At 65.7% G+C, this 19,070-nt stretch carries 16 protein-coding genes; 5 read left to right on the plus strand and 11 right to left on the minus strand.

Going from position 1 to position 19,070, the window contains the following annotated elements:
* Nucleotides 1-3 precede the first annotated feature (3 nt).
* From AC066Y_RS30185 to AC066Y_RS30200, 4 genes are read right to left on the minus strand one after another with little or no spacing between them, the layout of a single operon-like run.
* Nucleotides 4-1,227 carry an ABC transporter substrate-binding protein gene (locus tag AC066Y_RS30185; protein WP_478277043.1) on the minus strand — a complete coding sequence of 408 codons (1,224 nt, stop codon included), beginning with the start codon at nt 1,225-1,227 and terminating at the stop codon, nt 4-6.
* A 27-nt stretch (nt 1,228-1,254) separates the two neighbouring features.
* The gene (locus tag AC066Y_RS30190) at nt 1,255-2,211 is read right to left on the minus strand and encodes a PDR/VanB family oxidoreductase (RefSeq protein WP_478277044.1); all 957 of its coding nucleotides are present in this window, start codon (nt 2,209-2,211) and stop codon (nt 1,255-1,257) included.
* 12 nt (nt 2,212-2,223) lie between these two features.
* A complete protein-coding gene (locus AC066Y_RS30195; protein ID WP_478277045.1) occupies nt 2,224-3,543 on the minus strand; it encodes a Rieske 2Fe-2S domain-containing protein in 1,320 nt (439 codons plus the stop codon).
* Nucleotides 3,544-3,556: 13 nt separating this feature from the next.
* Nucleotides 3,557-3,883: a hypothetical protein gene (locus AC066Y_RS30200; protein ID WP_478277046.1), complete on the minus strand. Its 327-nt coding sequence runs from the start codon at nt 3,881-3,883 to the stop codon at nt 3,557-3,559.
* Between the two features lie 172 nt (nt 3,884-4,055).
* Between AC066Y_RS30200 and AC066Y_RS30205 the strand changes: the two genes are divergently transcribed.
* Entirely contained in the window at nt 4,056-4,574 is a 519-nt protein-coding gene (locus AC066Y_RS30205; protein WP_478277047.1) for a MarR family winged helix-turn-helix transcriptional regulator, read from the plus strand.
* Between the two features lie 20 nt (nt 4,575-4,594).
* Here the strand turns inward: AC066Y_RS30205 and AC066Y_RS30210 are convergent, their stop codons facing one another.
* Genes AC066Y_RS30210 through AC066Y_RS30225 form a run of 4 tightly spaced genes read right to left on the minus strand, consistent with a single transcriptional unit; the run spans nt 4,595 to nt 9,785 of the window.
* The gene (locus AC066Y_RS30210) at nt 4,595-5,788 is read right to left on the minus strand and encodes a CaiB/BaiF CoA transferase family protein (protein WP_478277048.1); all 1,194 of its coding nucleotides are present in this window, start codon (nt 5,786-5,788) and stop codon (nt 4,595-4,597) included.
* A gap of 10 nt (nt 5,789-5,798) precedes the next feature.
* A complete protein-coding gene (locus AC066Y_RS30215) occupies nt 5,799-8,036 on the minus strand; it encodes an acyl-CoA dehydrogenase family protein (RefSeq protein WP_478277049.1) in 2,238 nt (745 codons plus the stop codon).
* A 16-nt stretch (nt 8,037-8,052) separates the two neighbouring features.
* On the minus strand, nt 8,053-8,862 hold the full coding sequence (locus AC066Y_RS30220; RefSeq protein ID WP_244549896.1) for an enoyl-CoA hydratase/isomerase family protein: 810 nt from the start codon (nt 8,860-8,862) through the stop codon (nt 8,053-8,055).
* 56 nt (nt 8,863-8,918) lie between these two features.
* The gene (locus AC066Y_RS30225; protein ID WP_456660467.1) at nt 8,919-9,785 is read right to left on the minus strand and encodes a FadR/GntR family transcriptional regulator; all 867 of its coding nucleotides are present in this window, start codon (nt 9,783-9,785) and stop codon (nt 8,919-8,921) included.
* 81 nt (nt 9,786-9,866) lie between these two features.
* Here AC066Y_RS30225 and AC066Y_RS30230 point away from each other — a divergent pair, with 81 nt between their 5' ends.
* A complete protein-coding gene (locus AC066Y_RS30230) occupies nt 9,867-11,006 on the plus strand; it encodes an acyl-CoA dehydrogenase family protein (protein WP_478277050.1) in 1,140 nt (379 codons plus the stop codon).
* A gap of 54 nt (nt 11,007-11,060) precedes the next feature.
* A complete protein-coding gene (locus AC066Y_RS30235) occupies nt 11,061-12,263 on the plus strand; it encodes an ABC transporter substrate-binding protein (RefSeq protein ID WP_478277092.1) in 1,203 nt (400 codons plus the stop codon).
* Between the two features lie 47 nt (nt 12,264-12,310).
* On the opposite strand, the gene hutU is transcribed toward AC066Y_RS30235, so the two are convergent.
* The 3 genes from hutU to hutI are packed head-to-tail and all read right to left on the minus strand — an operon-like array spanning nt 12,311 to nt 16,764.
* Complete coding sequence (gene hutU / locus AC066Y_RS30240) at nt 12,311-13,981, minus strand: urocanate hydratase (protein ID WP_478277051.1); 1,671 nt, start codon at nt 13,979-13,981, stop codon at nt 12,311-12,313.
* An 18-nt stretch (nt 13,982-13,999) separates the two neighbouring features.
* Nucleotides 14,000-15,559 (minus strand): histidine ammonia-lyase, encoded by a 1,560-nt coding sequence (gene hutH, locus AC066Y_RS30245; protein WP_478277052.1) that lies wholly within the window; start codon nt 15,557-15,559, stop codon nt 14,000-14,002.
* Entirely contained in the window at nt 15,556-16,764 is a 1,209-nt protein-coding gene (hutI, locus tag AC066Y_RS30250; protein ID WP_478277053.1) for an imidazolonepropionase, read from the minus strand. The genes hutH and hutI overlap by 4 nt, the downstream gene beginning before the upstream one ends.
* Nucleotides 16,765-16,847: 83 nt before the next feature.
* Between hutI and AC066Y_RS30255 the strand changes: the two genes are divergently transcribed.
* Both AC066Y_RS30255 and hutC read left to right on the plus strand, forming a co-directional pair.
* Nucleotides 16,848-18,206 (plus strand): formimidoylglutamate deiminase, encoded by a 1,359-nt coding sequence (locus tag AC066Y_RS30255; RefSeq protein WP_478277054.1) that lies wholly within the window; start codon nt 16,848-16,850, stop codon nt 18,204-18,206.
* Complete coding sequence (gene hutC / locus AC066Y_RS30260; protein ID WP_478277055.1) at nt 18,203-18,946, plus strand: histidine utilization repressor; 744 nt, start codon at nt 18,203-18,205, stop codon at nt 18,944-18,946. The genes AC066Y_RS30255 and hutC overlap by 4 nt, the downstream gene beginning before the upstream one ends.
* Nucleotides 18,947-19,070: the final 124 nt, after the last annotated feature.

Below are 19,070 nucleotides of genomic sequence, written 5' to 3' on the forward strand. Positions count from 1 at the left end.
TCGTCAATTGCTCTTCGGCGGCTCGACGAGCGAGCATCCGCCCTGGTCGAGCGGCCGAAACGCCTCCGGCCCTGTGAGCACGCCGACCTGCTCCAGCAGGTCCCACTTGCTCTTCGACGCATTCGGGCGCTTCACTTTGAAGATATACATATTGTGAATGGCGCGGCCGTCCGCGCGCACCACGACCGGCCCAAACAAGGCGTCGTCGATCGGCTTCTCCTTCAACTTCCGGATCACGGCCGGCGCGTCATTCGTTGCTGCCGCCAGCGCTGCGTTGAGATAGGCAAGCACGGAGGAGTAGACGCCGGCGTGGAAGGCGGTCGGCGATTGCCCGTGCTGACGTGCGCTGAACCTGGCCGACCAGGCGCGGCTGGCCTCGTTGAGGTCCGAGTAGAACGGCTGGGTGATGATCAGCCCCTCGCCGACCGCAAGTCCGCTGGACTCGACATCGTTGGTGGTTGTCAACAGCGCCGCGAAGGTGCGTCCGCTCTGCTTCAGCCCGAACTCGGCGGATTGCTTGATCAGGCTGACCGTGTCGCCGCCGGCGGTCGCGAACGCGATCACGTCGGCGCCGGAGCTCTCGGCCTGCAGGATGAACGACGCATAGTCCGCATTGTTGATCGGCACATTGACCGACCCGAGAACGGTGCCGCCGCCGGCGCCGATCACCGCCGTGCCGTCGCGCACCATCGACTTGCCGAGCGCATTGTCGGTCGCGATGAAGTACCATTTCTTGCCGCCGTGACGCACGAGGTAGGCGCCGATCGTGTGCGAGGCCGCCCAGGTGTCGAACGTCCACTGGATCGTGTTGGGCGAGCAGTATTTCCCGGTCAGGTCGGAGGACGCCGCACTCGATGCAATCAGCGCCGCCTTGCTGCCGCGCACGACTTCGTTGACGGCAAGCCCGACAGCCGAGTTCGGCACGTCGGCAACCGCGTCGACCTTCTCCTGATCGATCCAGCGGCGCGCGATTGCCGCGCCGACATCCGCCTTGTTCTGGTGGTCGGCCGAGACGATCTCGACCTTGAAATCCGGATGAAGCCGCATGAAATCCTCGGCAGCCATCCTGGCCGCCGTCACCGAACCTTCACCGGCATTGTCCGAGTAAGGGCCCGACGCGTCGTTGAGCACGCCGATCTTGAGGGAGCGCGCAGCATCAGCCGACGCGGGCGAGCTGGCGCAAACGGCCAGCAGAGCCACTCCGGCAATATGCGAAAGACACTTCATTATTTCCACCCGTCGTATGTTGTTATCCTAGAGATCGAGCACGAGCGTGCGGGACTTGGCGCCCGAGCAGCAGATCATGACGCTCGTGTTCGCCGCCTGCTCTTCCTTACTCAGAAACTGGTCGCGATGATCGGGCGTGCCCTCGAGCACGCGCGTCTCGCAGGTGCCGCAGACCCCCTCGGTGCAGGCGTAGTTCGCGGTGATGCCGGCATCCAGCAACGCATCGAGGATCGTCTTGCCGGGCTCGACCGCAATCGTGCGGTTGCTTCGCGCCAGCTTGACGTCGAAGCCGCCTTCGGTAGAGGGCGCTTCGCGCGCCTGGAAGTATTCGACGTGCACGCGATCGGACGGCCGACCGGCCGTCGCCGCCTCGAATGCCGCGAGCATCGGCACCGGACCGCAGCAATAGAGATGCGCCCGCACCGGCGCGTTTCCGACAATTGCCGGCAGGTCGAACAGATGCCCCGATCGCTCGTCGTCGAAATCGAGATGCATCTTGGAGCGAAGATCAGGTGCGTCGAGCTCGTCGAGGAATGCGGCGGCGGCGCGTGTTCTCGCGGCGTAGAACAGCTCCCAGCGGCGTCCGAGCGCCGCCAGACGCCGGATCATCGACAGCAATGGCGTGATGCCGATGCCGCCGGCGACCAGGACCGAATGCTCCGCCTCTTCGTCCAGCGCGAAATTGTTGCGCGGCCCGGAGATCGTCATGGTGTCCCCGACCTTCACGGAGTCGTGGACGAAGCTGGAGCCACCGCGGCTCTCGGCATCCTTGTTGACTGCGATCACATACCGGTGCCGCTCGCGCTGATCGTTCACCAGCGAGTAGCTCCGGATCATGCCGTTCGGCAGATGCAGGTCGATATGGCTGCCGGCGGTGAACGGCGCCAGCTCGCTGCCTCTCCGCGCGATCAGCTCATAGGAATTGATCCGCTCGGCCTCGTAGCCGATGCGCTTGACCAGCACGTCCTGCGTCATTTCAGCCATGGCGGGATGCGCTCACAGCTCGTATCCGAAATCGGCGCCGAGCTTCGCCCGCATGAACGGCGCGCCGACATCGACCCAGGACTCCTCCGGCGGCAGCCGCAGCGACACCGCCCGCACCATGAACACGTCGGGGTCCAAGACACCCTTCGGCTTGATCGCATGATCGCGATAGGCGCCGAGCGCTTCCAGAATGAAGCGCCGCGTCATCGCGATGCCGGTATCGCTCGAGCAGAGCGTCTCCCTGGTGCGATCGAAGATCGGCGAGACGCCGCTCTGGCAGGCGCCGTCCTGCACCCAAAGCCCCGGCAGGCCCGAGAACCAGGTGGTGCGCTGCGCCTCGTAGTCGAATTGAAAGCCGTTCTGCGGATTGTATTTGGTCCAGTAGCCTGCATACGGAACCGTCACCGGATGCTGGACCAGCGCGTGGCGGCTGGCATGGCCGCTCTCGCGGCCCTTGTGGCCTTCGGCGAAGACCTGTCGCGTTTTCTCCAGCAGCGGCTCCGACGGATGATAGGAGAACATGATGCAAAGCGTGTTCTCGTCGTCGATCGGCACCCAGGCGTGCCCGCTCAGATCCGGGAACGGCGACAGCGGGGGCACCAGCGTATAGAACGGCAGCAGGAACTGGTTGACGCGCCAGTACAGCGTGTTGGCATCGTAATTGCGCCGCGCGGCGATGCTCATGCCGAAGTCCTGCTTGATGCATTCGAAGGTCGGCCGCAGGTCGCGCTTCTGGATCCAGGCGCTCGTCGTGCCCTGGGCGTCCAGCCGACCGTGCAGCAGCGGGGCGTGCGCCGAGTCGATCTCGCCCTCGACTGCCTGCAGCCAATTGCACTCCTGGACGCGAACCGAGATGTGCACCTGCTCGGCCGGCACCAGATTCCATTCGAGGTTCGGCAGCGGCGGAAGTTCGGCCTGGTCGGGACCCATATAGGTCCAGATCATTCCGTTGCGCTCCTTGCAGGGATAGGCCTTGATCCGCACCCGCTCCTTGAGGCGGCTGCGCACCGGCTCGGCCGGCATGTCCGTCACGGCGCCGGCGACGTCGAATTTCCAGCCGTGATAGACGCAGCGCAGCCCGCAATCCTCGTTTCGTGCGAAGATCAGCGGCGCGCCGCGATGCGGGCACGCCTGATCAACCAGCCCGACCCGCCCCTCGGTGTCGCGGAAGGCGACCAGATCCTCGCCGAGCAGCCGGATGCGTTTCGGCTGTCCATCCTTGGCGAGGTCCGCCGACGGCAGGAAGGGAATCCAGTAAAGCCGAAACAGATCGCCGAGCGGCGTTCCCTTGCCGACCCTCACCAGGCGTTCATTGTCTTCGCGCGAGAGCATGGATTTGCCTCCTTCAATTGCGTGTAGTCGGGGCCGCTACGCCGCCGAGAAGCGCGGCGACGCGGTCAGACAGTCCGAGATCCTGAGCGGTCCAAAGCGGATCGGATGCGGTGAGCGGCTTGCGTGGAATGGGAGGCTGCTTGCCGTCCTCCACCAGGCCGACGATCAATTCGATGCGCCGCCGCTCGAGCGCCCTGAGCGCATCCTCGACGACGGCCGCCTCAGCCGTGCATCCCGGAAGCTCCGGATAGGCGAGACGAACCCGCCAATGTCCCGGCTCGGTTTCGACCGCCTCGGCCTCAAGCAGATAGGGAATCGACAGCAGCTCGTGCAGGTCCAACAGCAACCTCCCTGAACGACGTCTTCGCGTCGCATGTGATACGTATACGTACTATATTGCCAAATGCCTGACAAGAGCCCAAGAGGATTGCATCGTGCGGGAACAGCCGGGCCGCGGTTCACCGCAGGGTTGAGCACGTCAGGCCAAGCTGCTACGGGCTAACGCGAGATTCGTGAAATCGGAGTCCAACGACGGCATGGCAGCCGACAAGGCAAAGAAGACCAGTTCGGCCGCAGACGTCGCGCGCGACTGGCAACTTGAAGGCGGCGTCGGATTTCTGCTGCGGCTGCTGGAGGCCCGCTACGACGGGCTCTATCAGAGCATGACGCGTCAGAGCGACATCACGCCACGGCAGTTCGGCGTGCTGATGGCGCTGTACCAATTGGGTCCGCTCACCCCCTCGGTGTTGGCGGAGCGGATCAGCTGCGACCGCAACACGCTCAGCGAGATGCTGAAGCGGATGGTGGCGCGCCGGCTGGTCTCGAAGAAGAGCAATCCGGACGACCGCCGCTCGCTCCAGGTGCAGATCACCGCCAAGGGAGAGGAAGCGCTTCTGGCCGTCATCCCCGCCGCCGCCGAGCTGCAAAACATCATGCTGGCTCCCTTGCGCAAGGAAGACCGCGCGCACTTCCTGAAATGCCTGCTCGCGATCGCGAAGGCTCCGCCGCCGGACGCTCCGTCCGACACCTGAGATTTTGGGCTTCCGGCTGTCTAGGCCGGCGCCCTGCCGAACGTGCCCGCGACCGCGAGCGCCGCGATTGCATCCGGCGACAATCCGAGGATCCGCGACAGCACATCGTCCCGCTGCGCGCCGATCCCGGGAACTTGACTTCCGATCGACGTATCGGCCCCGGACATCTGCCATGGCGCATTGACGCCGACGAATTCGCCGGCGCCATCCGAGACCGTCCCAAATACGCCCCGTTGACGCAGATGGGCATCGGTCAGCGCCGCGCCCGGCGTCCGGTACTCGGCGCAGGGAACGCCGGCACGATCCAGCGCCGCGATGCATTCGGCGACGGTGTGGCGCTCAGTCCATTGCTCGATCACCTGCATCATGGCGGTCCAGTTGGCACCACGCGCCGGAATGGTCGCAAAGCGCGGATCGTTTGCCAGTTCGTCCTGCCCCGTCACCTCACATAGCGCTGCAAAATTGCGCGGCGTCACCGGGGCGATCAGGATATCACCATCGCGCGTGCGCACCGGCCCATAGGTCGGACGCGGCGAGCGGATCGGAAACTGCGCTTCCTGGAGTTCATAGACCAGCAGGTTAAGCATGCAATCCATCAACGCCACATCGACGCGCTGCCCCTTCCCGGTGCGTTCGCGCTGGACCATCGCGGTCTGGATCGCGGAATAGCCGAAGATGCCGCCGAGGATGTCGGCGACAAAAATGGCTCCGGCCGCGGGACGCTCCCGGTCGCCGGCATAGCGCATCAGCGAGGTATCGAATCCGCTTTCGGCGTGCACGATCATGGCGTAGGCCGCGCGCTCGGCAGCGGGGCCGGACTGGCCATAGCCCGAGATCGAGCAATAGATCAGGCGCGGGTTGATCTCGCGGAGCGCGTCATAGCCGAGGCCGAGCCGGTCCATCACTCCAGGACGGAAATTCTCGACAAGAACGTCCGCCTCCGCGACCATGCGATGCACGAGCTTGATGGCATCGGCGTTCTTCAGGTCGAGCGCCAGGCTGCGCTTGCCGGCATTGAGCTGACCGAAATAGGTGCTGTGGCCTTCGCGCAGCGGTGTCCGCAGCCGCATGTCGTCGCCTTCCGGCGGCTCGATCTTGATCACCTCGGCACCGACGTCGGCGAGCAGCCGCGCGCAATAGGGCCCCGCCACCATGATGGAAAAGTCCAGCACCCGCACCCCGACGAGCGGCGCCCTGTCGCCATCCTTCTGCATCCGATCTCTCCTATCTCGGCAGCCCGAGCGCGCGTTGCGCGATCAGGCTGCGTTGAATCTCGTTGGTCCCGATGCTGATGACCCACATCAGCGAGTGCCTCAAATTCTGCTCGAAGCGGCCATTGTCGATCGCGCCCGGCATCTGTTCGGACAGCGCGGCGCGCATGCCGAGAATGTCGAGCGCGGCCTCTCCGAAACGCTCCATCAGCTCTCCGGAGAACACCTTGCTGATCGCGCCATATTCCGGCGGCGTCATGCCGTCGGCTGCCAGCTCGGCACAATGCATCATTAATAGGCGACCGATCTCGATCTCGGATGCCAGGGTCGCCATCCTGTCGCGGACGATAGGGTCATCGGCCAGAGACCGCTCACCTTGTTTCGCCATCACATGCGCGCGCAGCTGCTCAAAGGCGTGCGCGACCTTCAGGACGATCCCGCCGCCGACCAGCCCGCGCTCGAAGGCCAGCGCGCCGGTCAGCACCTTCCAGCCGCCATTGACCTCGCCAACCAAATTCTCGGCGGGAATGCGGACGTTGTCGTAGAAGATGTTGGCAAAGGTGCCGTCATACATGGTGACGGATGGACGGATGGTGATGCCCGGCGCATCCATCGGCACGATGAACATGCTGATGCCGGCATGCGGCGGCCTCGCGTCCTTGTCGGTCCGCGCCGCCAGGAACATGTATTTGCCCCACCAGGTGGTGGTCCAGATCTTCTGGCCGTTGATCACCCAGTGATCGCCATCCCTGATCGCACTGGTGCGCAGCGCCGCGAGGTCCGAGCCCGCCTGCGGTTCGCTGTAGCCCATGCCGTGCATGGCTTCGCCGCGCAGGATTTCCGGAAGATATTTTTGCTGCTGCTCTGCCGTGCCGAACATCATCAGTGCGTTGGCCTGGATCGCCGCGCCGATCCGCGGCGCCTCGCCCCGCTCCATCGTCTCCATGAAGGCGATCTGCTCCAGCGGAGAGCGTCCCTGGCCGCCGAACTGCTCCGGCCATCCGAGGCCGATCCATCCGGTCTCGCCGATACTTTGGGCAAAGCTCGCATCGAACTCGCGCTTGGCGAACGGCCTCTGGTCGAACGCCTGCTTCGTGTCACCGGTCCAGTTTTGCGCGAGCCAGCGCCGGACCTGCTCGCGAAACGCATTTCCGGCGGGCCCGAGGTCATATTGCGGCAGCCCGGCGCCGCCCGCATCCAGCAGTCGCTCGGCAAGTCTGCGCTTTGCATCCGAGGCGCCGCCGAGCGCGATCGTATCGAGGTGTAACCGCTTGAAATGGATCGGCGCCTCGTGTTCCTCGGCATAGCCGATCGCACCGAATGTATGCTGGGTCTCCAGCGAGACCTGCCGCAGCGCATTGCCGGAGAACGCCGATGCGCAATCGGCAAAGTAGCGCCAGTCGTCGTCGGCGCCATCGTGCAGTCTGGCGGTATGCTCGAGGACCAGCCTGACGCCTTCGAGCGCGATCAGGCAGTTGGCCAGCTTGTGCTGGATCGCCTGGAACTTGCCGATCGGTTGTCCGAACTGGCGCCGCTCCCTGGCGTAGTCCACGGCCAGCTCAAACGCCCGCCGCGCCGCGCCGTAAGCGCGCGCGGTCAACGCCGCCTTGCCCTTGATGCGGAGATCGTCCAGATCGACCGTCCCGACGGGAATGCACGTGAGCGGCGCTGCGTTCAGCCTGACCTCGGAGAGCCCCCATGCCCCCATCGCGCGGGTCGCGACGCATTCGACACAGGGTCCGCCAAGGTCGATCAGCGCAAGATGCGCCTGATCGAGCGCGACCAGAAGATGCGTGGCGGCTCCCGCAGCCTCGACGAAGCGGAGCACGCCCGTTGCCTTGAGGTCGGTGACCTCGATCGAGCCCGCCCCCGGATCGCGATCCAGCGCCCCGAACGAGAAGGCGACGATCGCCTTCCCGGAATGCAGCCGCTCCAGCAGATCCACCACGACGGCAACCTGCGATCCGGCGATCGCCAGATTGGCGAGCGCCGCAGACCACATCGGCGCCGGACACCCGGCGCGGCCGAGCTCCGCCATGACGACGAGAATCTCGGCGAGCCCGCCTTCGCCGCTAGCCGCGCCGAGCGCGGCGACGCCCTGCCCGACCAGCTTGCGCCAGATCGCCGATACCTCGTCCGGCGAGCACGACGCCGTTGCGCCGCGCGGACGCCAATGCTCGTCAAGGAAGCCGCGCAAGGAATCGCGCAGCATCCCTGCGACATCGTCATTCGACGCTTCGGTCGCCGTCATTGCCCAGCCCCCCGAGCTATGCCTGGCCGAACCTCGGCTTGCGCTTCTCCTTGAACGACATCGTCGCCTCCTTGTGGTCCGCGGTCTCGAACGTCACCTGCTCAAGCGCCATCGAGGCCTCCAGCAACATGTTCACGCGCTCCTTGACGATCTGGTTGATCGACAGCTTGGTCCAGCGAATGGCCCAGGTCGGACCGTTGGCGAGTTCGACCGCGATCTCGCGGGCCTTGGCCAACACCTCCGCGCGCGGCGCGACATGGTTGACCAGCCCGATCCGCTCCGCCTCCTTGCCCTTCAGCAGCGTGCCGCGGATCAAGAATTCCTTGGCCTTGTTGATGCCGACCAGCAGCGGCCAGATCACCGTGCCGCCGTCGCCCGCGACCAGGCCGACGCGCGAGACGTGGGTGTCGCCGATCCGCGCATCCTCGGCCATCACGGTAATGTCGCAGAGCAGCGCATGGGTCGCCGCCAGGCCGATGGCATCGCCGTTGATCGCCGCGATGATCGGCTTGTCGAGCTCGAGCTGGCGGGTGACGCCGCGGCGGCTGATCATGGGGTCGTGCACCTCGCCCTCCTCGAGCACGTCGCCGCCCGGCCGCTCGGACATCGCCTTCACGTCACCGCCGACGCTGAAAAAGTCGCCGGCGCCGGTCAGCACCACGGCATTGACGGCGTGATCGTCGGCGAGGTCGTCCCAGATCGTCCGCAGCTCGCGGATCAGCTTCTGATTGATGGCATTGCGCGCCTCTGGGCGGTTCAAGGTCACAGTCGCGACCTTGTCCGCGACCTCGACCGTCAGGCATTCATACTTGGCGTAATTAGACACGTTTGCCTCCATTGTTATTGCTGTTTGAGTGTTGATTTATTCGCCAGCGCGGCGCGCTACCGGCGCAGCCCGGGCTGCACGTCGGCCAATGCGACGTGAAGCGACATCGCACCCGGGTCCTGCTCCAGCATGCGCTGCACGGATTCCAGGTGCGACCGCAGCAGCCGGCTTGCCAGCGCCACGTCTCGTTCGCTCAGCGCCGCCAGGAATTGGCGCCGCTTCTCCGCGAGCCGCGCCATCGCGACCCCGCTGGAGGCGACCTTGGCGTAGACGAAGCGCATGTGGATCTCGGTGACCGAGTCCACGATCATCGCGATCACCTTGTTGCCGGTCGAGGCCGCGAGCAATTTGTAGAACTCGCGCGAGCATTCGACCCGATCGAGCAGCCGGCCTTCCTTCGTGGCGAGCTCCGTTCGCTCGATATTGGCTTCCAGCGCATCGAGGTCGGTGCGCCGGGCATTTGCGCACGCCAGCTGCACCACGAGATCGAGGACATGGACCCGCGCTTCCGACAATTCCCGCACCGATATCGTCCCGAGGCTCAGCATGTCGCGCATGACCTCGTTCATGCGGCGGGTGTCGCCCTGCTGGATGAAGGCGCCGCCCTTGACGCCCTTCTGCAGCCGCAGCACGCCGGCCATCTCCAGGCTGCGCAGCGCCTCCCGCAGCACGTTGCGGCTGACCCCAAGCTGTTGGGCCAGCTCGCGCTCGGCCGGCAGCTTGTCGCCGGGCTTCAGCACGCCGAGCGCCAGCTGTTCGCGGATGCGCTCGCAGATCTCCTCGAACGTCCGCCTGGTGTGAATCGGCTTGAATGTCGGCGCGGCCGCGGAGCCGGCCGCACGGAGATCGGTGGCCCGCTCCCGTCGGTTCGGCGAGGCGGTACGGGGGCGCTGCGGCGCGCGAGGGCTTGACTTGGTGCTCATGCGATGAATTATTAAATGGATCACCCATTCAATGGAAGCCCCTTTTTGGCTTCCGGCAAAGAAAACAGACGGGGAGTCCGTATGAGTTTTTCCGAGGAGCAGGTCGCCTTCCGCGACAACGTCCGCAGGATGGTCGCCAGGCACGTGGCGCCGATTGCCGCCGAAATCGACGAGACCGACCGCTTCCCGCTCGAGCTGGTCAAGCTGTTCGGCGAGATGGGATTGATGCAGCTCTGGGTGCCCGAGCGCTATGGCGGTCCGAACGGCAACCTCACCATGGCCTGCATCGCGCGCGAGGAAATCTCGAAGGTCTCGCCTGCCTGCGCATCGATCGCGGCGCTCAACACCATGTTCATCATGCCGTTGCTGCATTTCGGCTCGGAAGAGCAACGCCAGAAATATTTGCCGATCATCGCCCAGGGCGGCGTGGTTACGGCGATCGCGATCTCGGAGCCGCAGGCCGGCTCCGACGTCGCCGCGCTCAACACCCGCGCCCGGAAGGACGGCGACAGCTATGTCCTGAACGGCCGCAAGCAGTGGTGCAGCTACGGCGTCGTCGCCGACTACATCGTGGTGATGGCACGGACCAGTGACGGCGCCGGCGCGGACGGAATCAGCGCCTTCATCGTCGAGCCGAAGAAGATGCCGGGCATTACGTTCGGCCGCCATGAGCGCAAGATGGGCTTTCGCGGCGCTCCCAATACCCCGATCTTCTTCGACAATGTGCGGGTGCCGGCCGAAAACCTCGTCGGCGAGGAAGGCAAGGGGTTTCGCGCGTCGATGCGCGCGCTCGACCTCAATCGTCCGACCATCGGCGCCCAGTCGGTCGGCCTCGCCCAAGGCGCGCTCGATGCCTGCATCGCCTACGCCAAGGAACGCAAGCAGTTCAAGCAGCCGATCGCCGAATTCCAGGGCGTGCAGTTCATGCTCGCCGACATGGCGATGCAGATCGAGGCCGCCCGTGCGCTGGTCTACGAATGCGCCCGCGCCGGCGATGCCGGCGACTGGAAGCGGCTTAACGTGCTTGCCAGCATGGCCAAATGCGTCGGCAGCGACATGGCGATGAAGGTCACGACCGACGCGGTCCAGATCTTCGGCGGCTACGGCTACACCACGGACTACCCGGTCGAACGCATGATGCGCGACGCCAAGCTGACCCAGATTTTCGAAGGCACCAACCAGATCCAGCGTGTGGTGATCGCCCGCGAGCTGCTGCGCTAGCGCAGATTGATTGCAACAAGAAACGAATTGCAGGGAGGAACGACCTTGAACCACATCATCGACCGGGCATTGGCGGCTGTCGCGCTGTCAGCCCTGCTGGCGGCGCCCGCCTACGCGCAGAAGGCTTATGGACCCGGCGCGAGCGATACCGAGATCAAGCTCGGCCAATCGACGCCGCTGAGCGGCCCCGCCTCCGCCTTCGGCGCCGGCGCCGGGCGCGCCGTGGTCGGCTATTTCGAGATGCTGAACACGAAAGGCGGCATCAACGGCCGCAAGATCAACTTCACCCAGCTCGACAACGCCTACAGCGCGCCGAAAGCGGTCGAGCAATCGCGCAAGCTGATCGAGGACGTCGGCATTCTGGCCGAGGTCGGTACGATCGGCACCGCGCCCAACGTCGCGATCCAGAAATACCTCAACACCAAGCAGGTGCCGCAGCTCTTCATCACTGCCGGCGGACGCCGCTTCAACGATCCCAAGATTTTCCCGTGGACAATCCCGCTCTATCCGGACTTCGAAACCGAAGGCCGAGTCGTCGCCAAATACATCCTGCGCACAAAGCCCGACGCCAGGATCGGCGTGCTCTACCAGAATGACGACTACGGCAAGGACTATCTCAAGGGCCTCCGCGCCGGTCTCGGTCCGAAGGCCGAGCTGATCGTCGCCCAGGCCTCCTACGAACTTGCCGACCCGACGATCGACTCGCAGATCGTCCAGCTGAAGGCCGCCGGCGTCGACACGCTGATCGAGCAGTCGTCGTCGAAGGCCGCCGCGCAATCGATCCGCAAGGTCTACGAGCTCGGCTGGAAGCCGCTGCACGTGATCGGCGGCTCCACGGCATCGGTCGAAACCATTCTGAAGCCCGCGGGCCTCGAAGCATCGAAGGGGCTGGTCACCACCCAATTCCTCAAGCAGCCCGGCGACCCGGCCTGGGCCAATGACGACGAGGTCAAGGCCTACAAGGATTTCCTGAAGACGTACGCAGCTTCGGCCAACCCGGACGACTATTCCGTGCTGGTTGCCTATATGAATGTGCACGCCGTGGAGCTGGCCTTGCGCAAATGCGGCGACGACCTGACCCGCGAGAACCTGATCAAGCAGGCGACGTCGCTGAACGGCGAGCGGCTGCCGATGATGCTGCCGGGCGTCTCGATCAGCACCCGGCCCGGCGACTACACGCCGTTCAGGACCTTGCGGATCGCGACGTTCGATGGCGAGAGCTGGTCGCTGACCGGCGAGCCGCTGTCGGCCGATTGAGCCGGGTTGGCGAGAACCGCCATCAGTGGCTTCTCGCCAACGTCATCTCACCCGCGCAAGCTTGGCAGATCGAGGCCATTGGCCTGGGCGCATTCGATCGCGGTTTCATAGCCGGCGTCGGCGTGGCGCATGACCCCCGTCGCCGGATCGTTCCACAGCACGCGCTCGAGCCGGCGCGCCGCCTCCGGCGTACCGTCCGCGACGATCACCATGCCGGCGTGCTGCGAATAGCCGATACCGACACCGCCGCCGTGGTGCAGCGACACCCAGGTGGCGCCGCTCGCACAGTTGAGCAGCGCGTTGAGCAGCGGCCAGTCGGACACCGCGTCCGAGCCGTCGCGCATCGCCTCGGTCTCGCGGTTCGGGCTCGCCACCGAGCCACTGTCGAGATGATCGCGGCCGATCACGATCGGCGCCTTGAGCTCGCCGCGCGCCACCATTTCGTTGAAGGCAAGGCCAAGGCGATGGCGGTCGCCGAGCCCGACCCAGCAGATCCGCGCCGGCAGCCCCTGAAACTTGATGCGCGCCTTCGCCATGTCGAGCCAGTTGTGCAAATGGCCATCGTTGGGCATCAGCTCCTTGACCTTGGCATCGGTCTTGAAGATGTCCTCGGGATCCCCCGACAGCGCCGCCCAGCGGAACGGTCCCACGCCGCGGCAGAACAGCGGACGGATATAGGCCGGAACGAAGCCCGGAAAGTCGAACGCCTGCTTCAGGCCCATGTCCTTCGCCATCTGGCGGATGTTGTTGCCGTAGTCGAGCGTCGGGATTCCCTGCGCGTGGAAATCCAGCATGGCCTGGACATGATCGACCATCGAGCTCTTCGCCGCGGTCTCGACCGCCTTCGGATCGGCGGCGCGCCGCGCCTCCCATTCGGCGAGCGTCCATCCCTTGGGCAGATAGCCGTTGATCGGATCGTGTGCGCTGGTCTGGTCGGTGACGATGTCCGGGCGCACGCCGCGGCGCACCAACTCCGGAAAGATCTCGGCCGCATTGCCGAGCAGGCCGACCGACACCGGCTTCCGGGTCTTGGCCGCGTCGGCAATGATCGCCAGCGCGTCATCGAGCGTCGTCGCCTGCCGGTCGAGATAACCCGTGCGCAGCCGCATCTCGATGCGGCTCGGCTGGCACTCGACGGCGAGCATCGAAGCGCCGGCCATGGTCGCGGCCAGCGGCTGGGCGCCACCCATGCCGCCGAGGCCCGCCGTGAGGATCCATTTGCCGGCGAGGCTGCCGCCATAATGCCGGCGGCCGACCTCGACGAACGTCTCATAGGTCCCCTGCACGATGCCCTGGCTGCCGATATAGATCCACGACCCCGCCGTCATCTGGCCGAACATCATCAGGCCCAGGCGGTCGAGCTCGTTGAAATGGTCGAGCGTCGCCCAATGCGGCACCAGGTTCGAATTCGCGATCAGGACCCGCGGTGCATCCGCATGGGTGCGGAAGATACCGACCGGCTTGCCGGATTGCACCAGCAGCGTCTGGTCGTCTTCGAGCTTGCGCAAGGAGGCGGCAATCCGGTCAAAGCTCTCCCAGTCGCGCGCCGCGCGGCCGATGCCGCCATAGACCACAAGCTCGCTCGGACGCTCGGCGACATCGGGATCCAGATTGTTCATCAGCATCCGCAGCGGCGCTTCCGTCAGCCAGCTCTTCGCGCTGATGTCGGTGCCGCGGGGAGCACGGATGATACGTTCGTTATCCAGTCGGCGGTTCATGACGGATGTCCCTGTCGGCTAAGCAAGTTTTGGAAACGGATCGGACGGAAGGACCGCGAGCGCAGCGGCGGGCAACGTGTCGGCTTCGATCAGCGACGCGGCCCGCGCGAGATCGTCGGCCATGTAGCGGTCCGCGGCGAGCGCCGGAACGTGCTCGCGCAGCGCGGCAATGACCGCAGCGAGTGGCGCGCTGGTCGCATGCGGCGCACGCAGGGTGATGCCTTGCGCTGCGACCAGAAGCTCGATACCGAGGATGGCCGCGAGGTTGTCGGCCATGTCGGACAACCGGCGCGCGGCATGCGCGGCCATCGAGACATGATCTTCCTGATTGGCGCTTGTCGGCGTGGAATCGATCGAGCACGGCATCGCGCGCTGCTTATTCTCTGCATAGAGCGCCGCCGCCGTCACCTCGGCAATCATGAATCCGGAATTGATGCCGGGCTCGGGTGTCAGGAACGGCGGCAAGCCGAAGTTCAAGGCGGGGTCGACGAGGGTCGCGATCCGGCGCTCGCTGGTGGCGCCGATCTCCGAGAGCGCCAGCGCGATCTGGTCGGCAGCGAACGCCACCGGCTCAGCATGAAAATTGCCGCCTGAGACGATCTCGCCTGTATCGACCAGGACCAGCGGGTTATCCGTCACGGCATTGGCTTCAATGGTCAGCACGCGCGCGGCGTGCACGAGCAGGTCGAGCACCGCGCCTGCAACTTGCGGCTGGCAGCGCAGGCAATACGGGTCCTGCACGCGCTCGTCGCCTTCGAGATGCGATTGCCTGATGTCGCTGCCGTCGAGCAGCGCGGTCAGGGTGGCGGCCGCAGCGATCTGTCCATCATGGCCGCGCAACGCCTGGATTTCAGGACGAAACGGCACTGTGGATGCCATCGCCGCATCGACCGACAGCGCACCGGTCACCAGCGCGGCACACGCCAGACGATGCGCGCGCAGCAGGCCGGAAATCGCATAGGCCGTCGAAAACTGCGTGCCGTTGATCAGCGCGAGCCCTTCCTTGGGACCGAGCGTTACCGGCGCGAGGCCGGCAGCAGCAAGCGCGTCACGACCCGGCACGACCTTGCCATCAAGGAATGCCTGGCCCTCCCCGATCATGACGGCGGTCATATGGGCGAGCGGCGCCAGATCGCCGGAGGCGCCGACCGAGCCCTGCTGCGGCACCAGCGGTGAGACGCCGCGCGCCAGCATGCCCTGCAACTGCTCGATCACATCACGCCGCACGCCGGACGCGCCGCGCCCGAGCGAGATCACTTTCAGCGCCATCATCAGGCGCACGATCGGTTCTGGCGTGGCCGGTCCAACGCCGCAGCAGTGCGACAGGATGAGGTTACGCTGAAGCAGCGCGGTCTGGTCGGGTGCGATGCGCGTCGATGCCAGCTTACCGAAGCCGGTATTGATGCCGTAGACGGGAACGTCGATACGCGCGGCCTTCGCCACGATCTCCGCGGCCGCCTCGACGCGCGGCCAGAACGATGGATCGAGCACGATGGGCGCGCCAGCGAGCACGCGCGCCAGCACGTCGAGGCCGACCGTGCCGGGCGTCACGACAATCGGGATATCCGGATCGCTCATTGGCCCCTCCACACCCGTCCGTGCAACGGATTGAAGCCGATGCGGTAGACCAGTTCGGCAGGGCGTTCGATGTCCCAGATCGCCAGATCGCACCATTTGCCGGCCTCTAACGTCCCGGTCTCGGCGAGCAGGCCGAGTGCACGCGCCCCTTCCCGTGTCACCCCGGCGAGACATTCGGCGACCGTCATCCGGAACAACGTTGCGCCCATGTTCATCGTAAGCAGAAGCGAGGTCAGCGGCGAGCTGCCGGGATTGCAGTCGGTCGCCAGCGCCATGTTCACGCCATGGCTGCGGAACAACTCGACCGGCGGCTTCTGGGTTTCGCGAATGAAATAGAACGCACCGGGCAGCAGCACCGCGACCGTCCCGCTCTTGGCCATCGCGGCGGCGCCGGCTTCATCGGTGTGCTCCAGATGATCGGCCGAGAGCGCGGAGAATTTTGCGGCGAGCGCCGCACCGCCGAGATTCGACAATTGATCCGCATGCAGCTTCACGGGTAATCCGAGCGCATGCGCCGCCGCGAACACCCGAGCGGTCTGCTCGCCGGAAAATGCGATACCCTCCATGAAACCGTCGACCGCGTCGGCAAGGCCGGCCTTGGCCACCGCCGGCAGCATCTCGTTGCAGACCAGATCGATGTAGCGATCCTTGTCGCCATTGGCTTCAGGCGGCAATGCGTGTGCACCTAAGAAAGATGTGCGGATCGCAACCGGCCGCAGGCGGCCGAGGCTGCGTGCCGCCGCAAGTTGCCGCATCTCGGTCTCAACGTTAAGGCCATAGCCGGACTTGATCTCGATGGTGGTTGCCCCCTCGCCGATCAGCGCGTCCAGCCGTGGCAGTGCGCCGGCGGCAAGCTCGGCCTCGGTCGCGCTGCGCGTCGCGGCAACGGTCGAGACGATGCCGCCGCCCGCGCGCGCGATCTCCTCATAGCTCGCGCCTTTCAGGCGAAGCTCGAACTCGTGCGCGCGGTTGCCGCCATAGACGAGATGCGTGTGGCAATCCACCAGCCCGGGCGTGATCCAGCGGCCGCCGCAATCGATCCGTTCAACCGCGTCCACATCCACAGGAAAGTCGGACTGCACGCCTGCATAGACAATGCGGCCGTCGCGCGCCGCGATCAGGCCGCGCTCGATCTCGCCGAGATCGGCGCCGCGCATCGTGGCGAGCCGGGCGTTGTGCCAGATGCGGTCGAAACGCTCTGCCATGCGATTGTCCCCGAGGTGGGATGCTTGACTTATATGTCTAGACATATAATCGTGTCCGGGTTCTGTCCAGCCGGCATGGAAAAATGACACGACTGCATTTCGCATTCGCGCTGCTGCCCTCGGGCTGGGCCAATGATGTGCAAATCGTGGTCACCGACGGCGCGATCGCCTCGGTGACGGCAGGCGTGCCCCCCGCCGCGGGCGACGAACGTCACCAAATGGCGGTTCCGGGATTGGCTAGCCTGCACAGCCACGCGTTTCAGCGCGGCATGGCCGGCCTTGCCGAACTGCGCGGCGATACGACCGACACGTTCTGGACCTGGCGCGAGACGATGTATCGCTTTGCGCTGACGATGACGCCAGACGACGTCGCGGCCGTCGCGACCCTGCTCTATGTCGAGATGCTCGAGCGCGGCTTCACGCGCGTCGGGGAGTTCCACTATCTCCATCATGATCGGGACGGCTCGCCTTACGCCAATCCGGCCGAGATGGCCGTGCGCATTGCGGAGGCGACCGAGGCCTCCGGCATCGGACTCACGCTGCTGCCGAGTTTTTATGCCCACGGCACGTTCGGCGGCGCAGCACCGCATGCCGGGCAGCGTCGCTTCATCTGCTCGGTCGATCGGTTCGCCACGCTGATGGCGGCCTCGCGCGAGGCCATTCGAAAACTGCCTGGCGCGAACATCGGCATCGCCCCGCACAGCCTGCGCGCAGTGGCGCCGGATGAGCTCGCGGCGATCATTCCGCTTGCCGGCACCGACCCGATCCACATCCACGCCGCCGAACAGGTGCGCGAGGTGGAGGACTGCATGGCCTGGTCGGGGCAGCGGCCGGTGCAATGGCTGCTCGAACATGCGCCCGTCGATCGTCGCTGGTGCCTGATTCACGCGACCCACATGACGGAACGGGAAGTCGCTGCGCTCGCCGGCAGCGGCGCGGTTGCCGGCCTCTGCCCGGTCACCGAAGCAAGCCTCGGCGACGGCATCTTTTCGGCGCGCGAATTCCTTGCCGCGGGCGGCCGGTTCGGCATCGGGACCGATTCCAACGTGCTGGTCGGGGTCGCCGACGAACTTCGTCAAGTCGAATACGGTCAGCGCCTAAAGCACCGCGAGCGCAACGTGCTCTCCGGACAACCTGGTGCATCCACCGGCCGCGCGCTGTTCGATCACGCGCTCGCGGGTGGCGCGCAGGCTCTGGCACAGACCAACGCCGGCCTCGTACCCAGCGCGCGCGCCGATATCGTCAGCCTCGATACCGCGCACCCATCCCTGGCGGGACGGTCGGGCGATGCCGTGCTCGACGGCTGGCTGTTTGCGTCCGGAAGCGACGCGATCGACTGCGTCTGGGCCGGCGGCGACAAACTGGTCACAGGCGGCCGGCACCGGCTGCGCGACAAGGCGCGCGAGCGGTTCAATGCCAGCGTCCGGAGGCTCGTCGCATGAGCCTCGCTTCCGATCGGGCCAAGCCGCGCGCAGCCGAAAAGCCGACGCTCTACAAGCGGATCCGGCTCGATATCGAGACACGGATCCTGACCGGCGAATGGCCACCGGGCCACCGCATCCCCTTCGAACACCAGCTCATGGAGCGCTATCATTGCTCGCGCATGACCGTGAACAAGGCGTTGTCCGAACTGGCGCAGGCAGACCTGATCGAGCGGCGGCGGCGTGCCGGCTCATTCGTACGCCGTCCGCAGCATCTGTCGGCGGTGCTCAAGATTGCCGACATGCGCGCCGAGATCACCGCGCTCGGCCGCAGCTACGGCTATCAGCTGATCGATTGCCGGCGGCGCACCGCGACCGCGGCCGATCGCGCCCGGCTCGGCGTGAGCACGGCCGGCAAGGTGATCGCGATTGCCTGCCGGCACAGCGCCGACAATGTGCCGTTTGCGGTCGAAGACCGGCTGATCGATCTCTCCACGGTTCCGGAGGCCGCGACGGCAGACTTTGCGCGCGAACCGCCGGGATCATGGCTGCTGCATCATGTGCCGTGGACCGAGGCTGAACATACGATCAGCGCGGTCGTTGCGGACGATCGCACCGCGAAGGCGCTCGACATCGCGGTCGGCGCGCCCTGCCTCGTGATCGACCGCTACACCTGGCGCAGCGCGCGCACGGTAACGGCGGTGCGGTTGCACTATCCAGGCGACACGCACCGGCTGGTCGCCCGCTTCAAGGGAGGCTGAAGACGGCTTGCGCGGCATATTTCATGCAATGCATCATGGGCCACCAGCCACCGACATGCTCATGCGGCAATCCGCCGCGACCGACGTGAAGACATCACTGACGTGAAGACATCAACAAGGTTCA

This window comes from Bradyrhizobium sp. USDA3010 (assembly GCF_056429065.1).

Coding starts and splice junctions, on each gene's coding strand:
- AC066Y_RS30255 (WP_478277054.1), top strand. CDS start 16,848: ATGACACGACTGCATTTCGCATTCGCGCTGCTGCCCTCGGGCTGGGCC.
- hutC (WP_478277055.1), top strand. CDS start 18,203: ATGAGCCTCGCTTCCGATCGGGCCAAGCCGCGCGCAGCCGAAAAGCCG.
- AC066Y_RS30195 (WP_478277045.1), bottom strand. CDS start 3,543: ATGCTCTCGCGCGAAGACAATGAACGCCTGGTGAGGGTCGGCAAGGGA.
- AC066Y_RS30215 (WP_478277049.1), bottom strand. CDS start 8,036: ATGACGGCGACCGAAGCGTCGAATGACGATGTCGCAGGGATGCTGCGC.
- AC066Y_RS30210 (WP_478277048.1), bottom strand. CDS start 5,788: ATGCAGAAGGATGGCGACAGGGCGCCGCTCGTCGGGGTGCGGGTGCTG.
- AC066Y_RS30190 (WP_478277044.1), bottom strand. CDS start 2,211: ATGGCTGAAATGACGCAGGACGTGCTGGTCAAGCGCATCGGCTACGAG.
- AC066Y_RS30225 (WP_456660467.1), bottom strand. CDS start 9,785: ATGAGCACCAAGTCAAGCCCTCGCGCGCCGCAGCGCCCCCGTACCGCC.
- AC066Y_RS30185 (WP_478277043.1), bottom strand. CDS start 1,227: ATGAAGTGTCTTTCGCATATTGCCGGAGTGGCTCTGCTGGCCGTTTGC.
- hutI (WP_478277053.1), bottom strand. CDS start 16,764: ATGGCAGAGCGTTTCGACCGCATCTGGCACAACGCCCGGCTCGCCACG.
- hutH (WP_478277052.1), bottom strand. CDS start 15,559: ATGAGCGATCCGGATATCCCGATTGTCGTGACGCCCGGCACGGTCGGC.
- hutU (WP_478277051.1), bottom strand. CDS start 13,981: ATGAACCGCCGACTGGATAACGAACGTATCATCCGTGCTCCCCGCGGC.
- AC066Y_RS30230 (WP_478277050.1), top strand. CDS start 9,867: ATGAGTTTTTCCGAGGAGCAGGTCGCCTTCCGCGACAACGTCCGCAGG.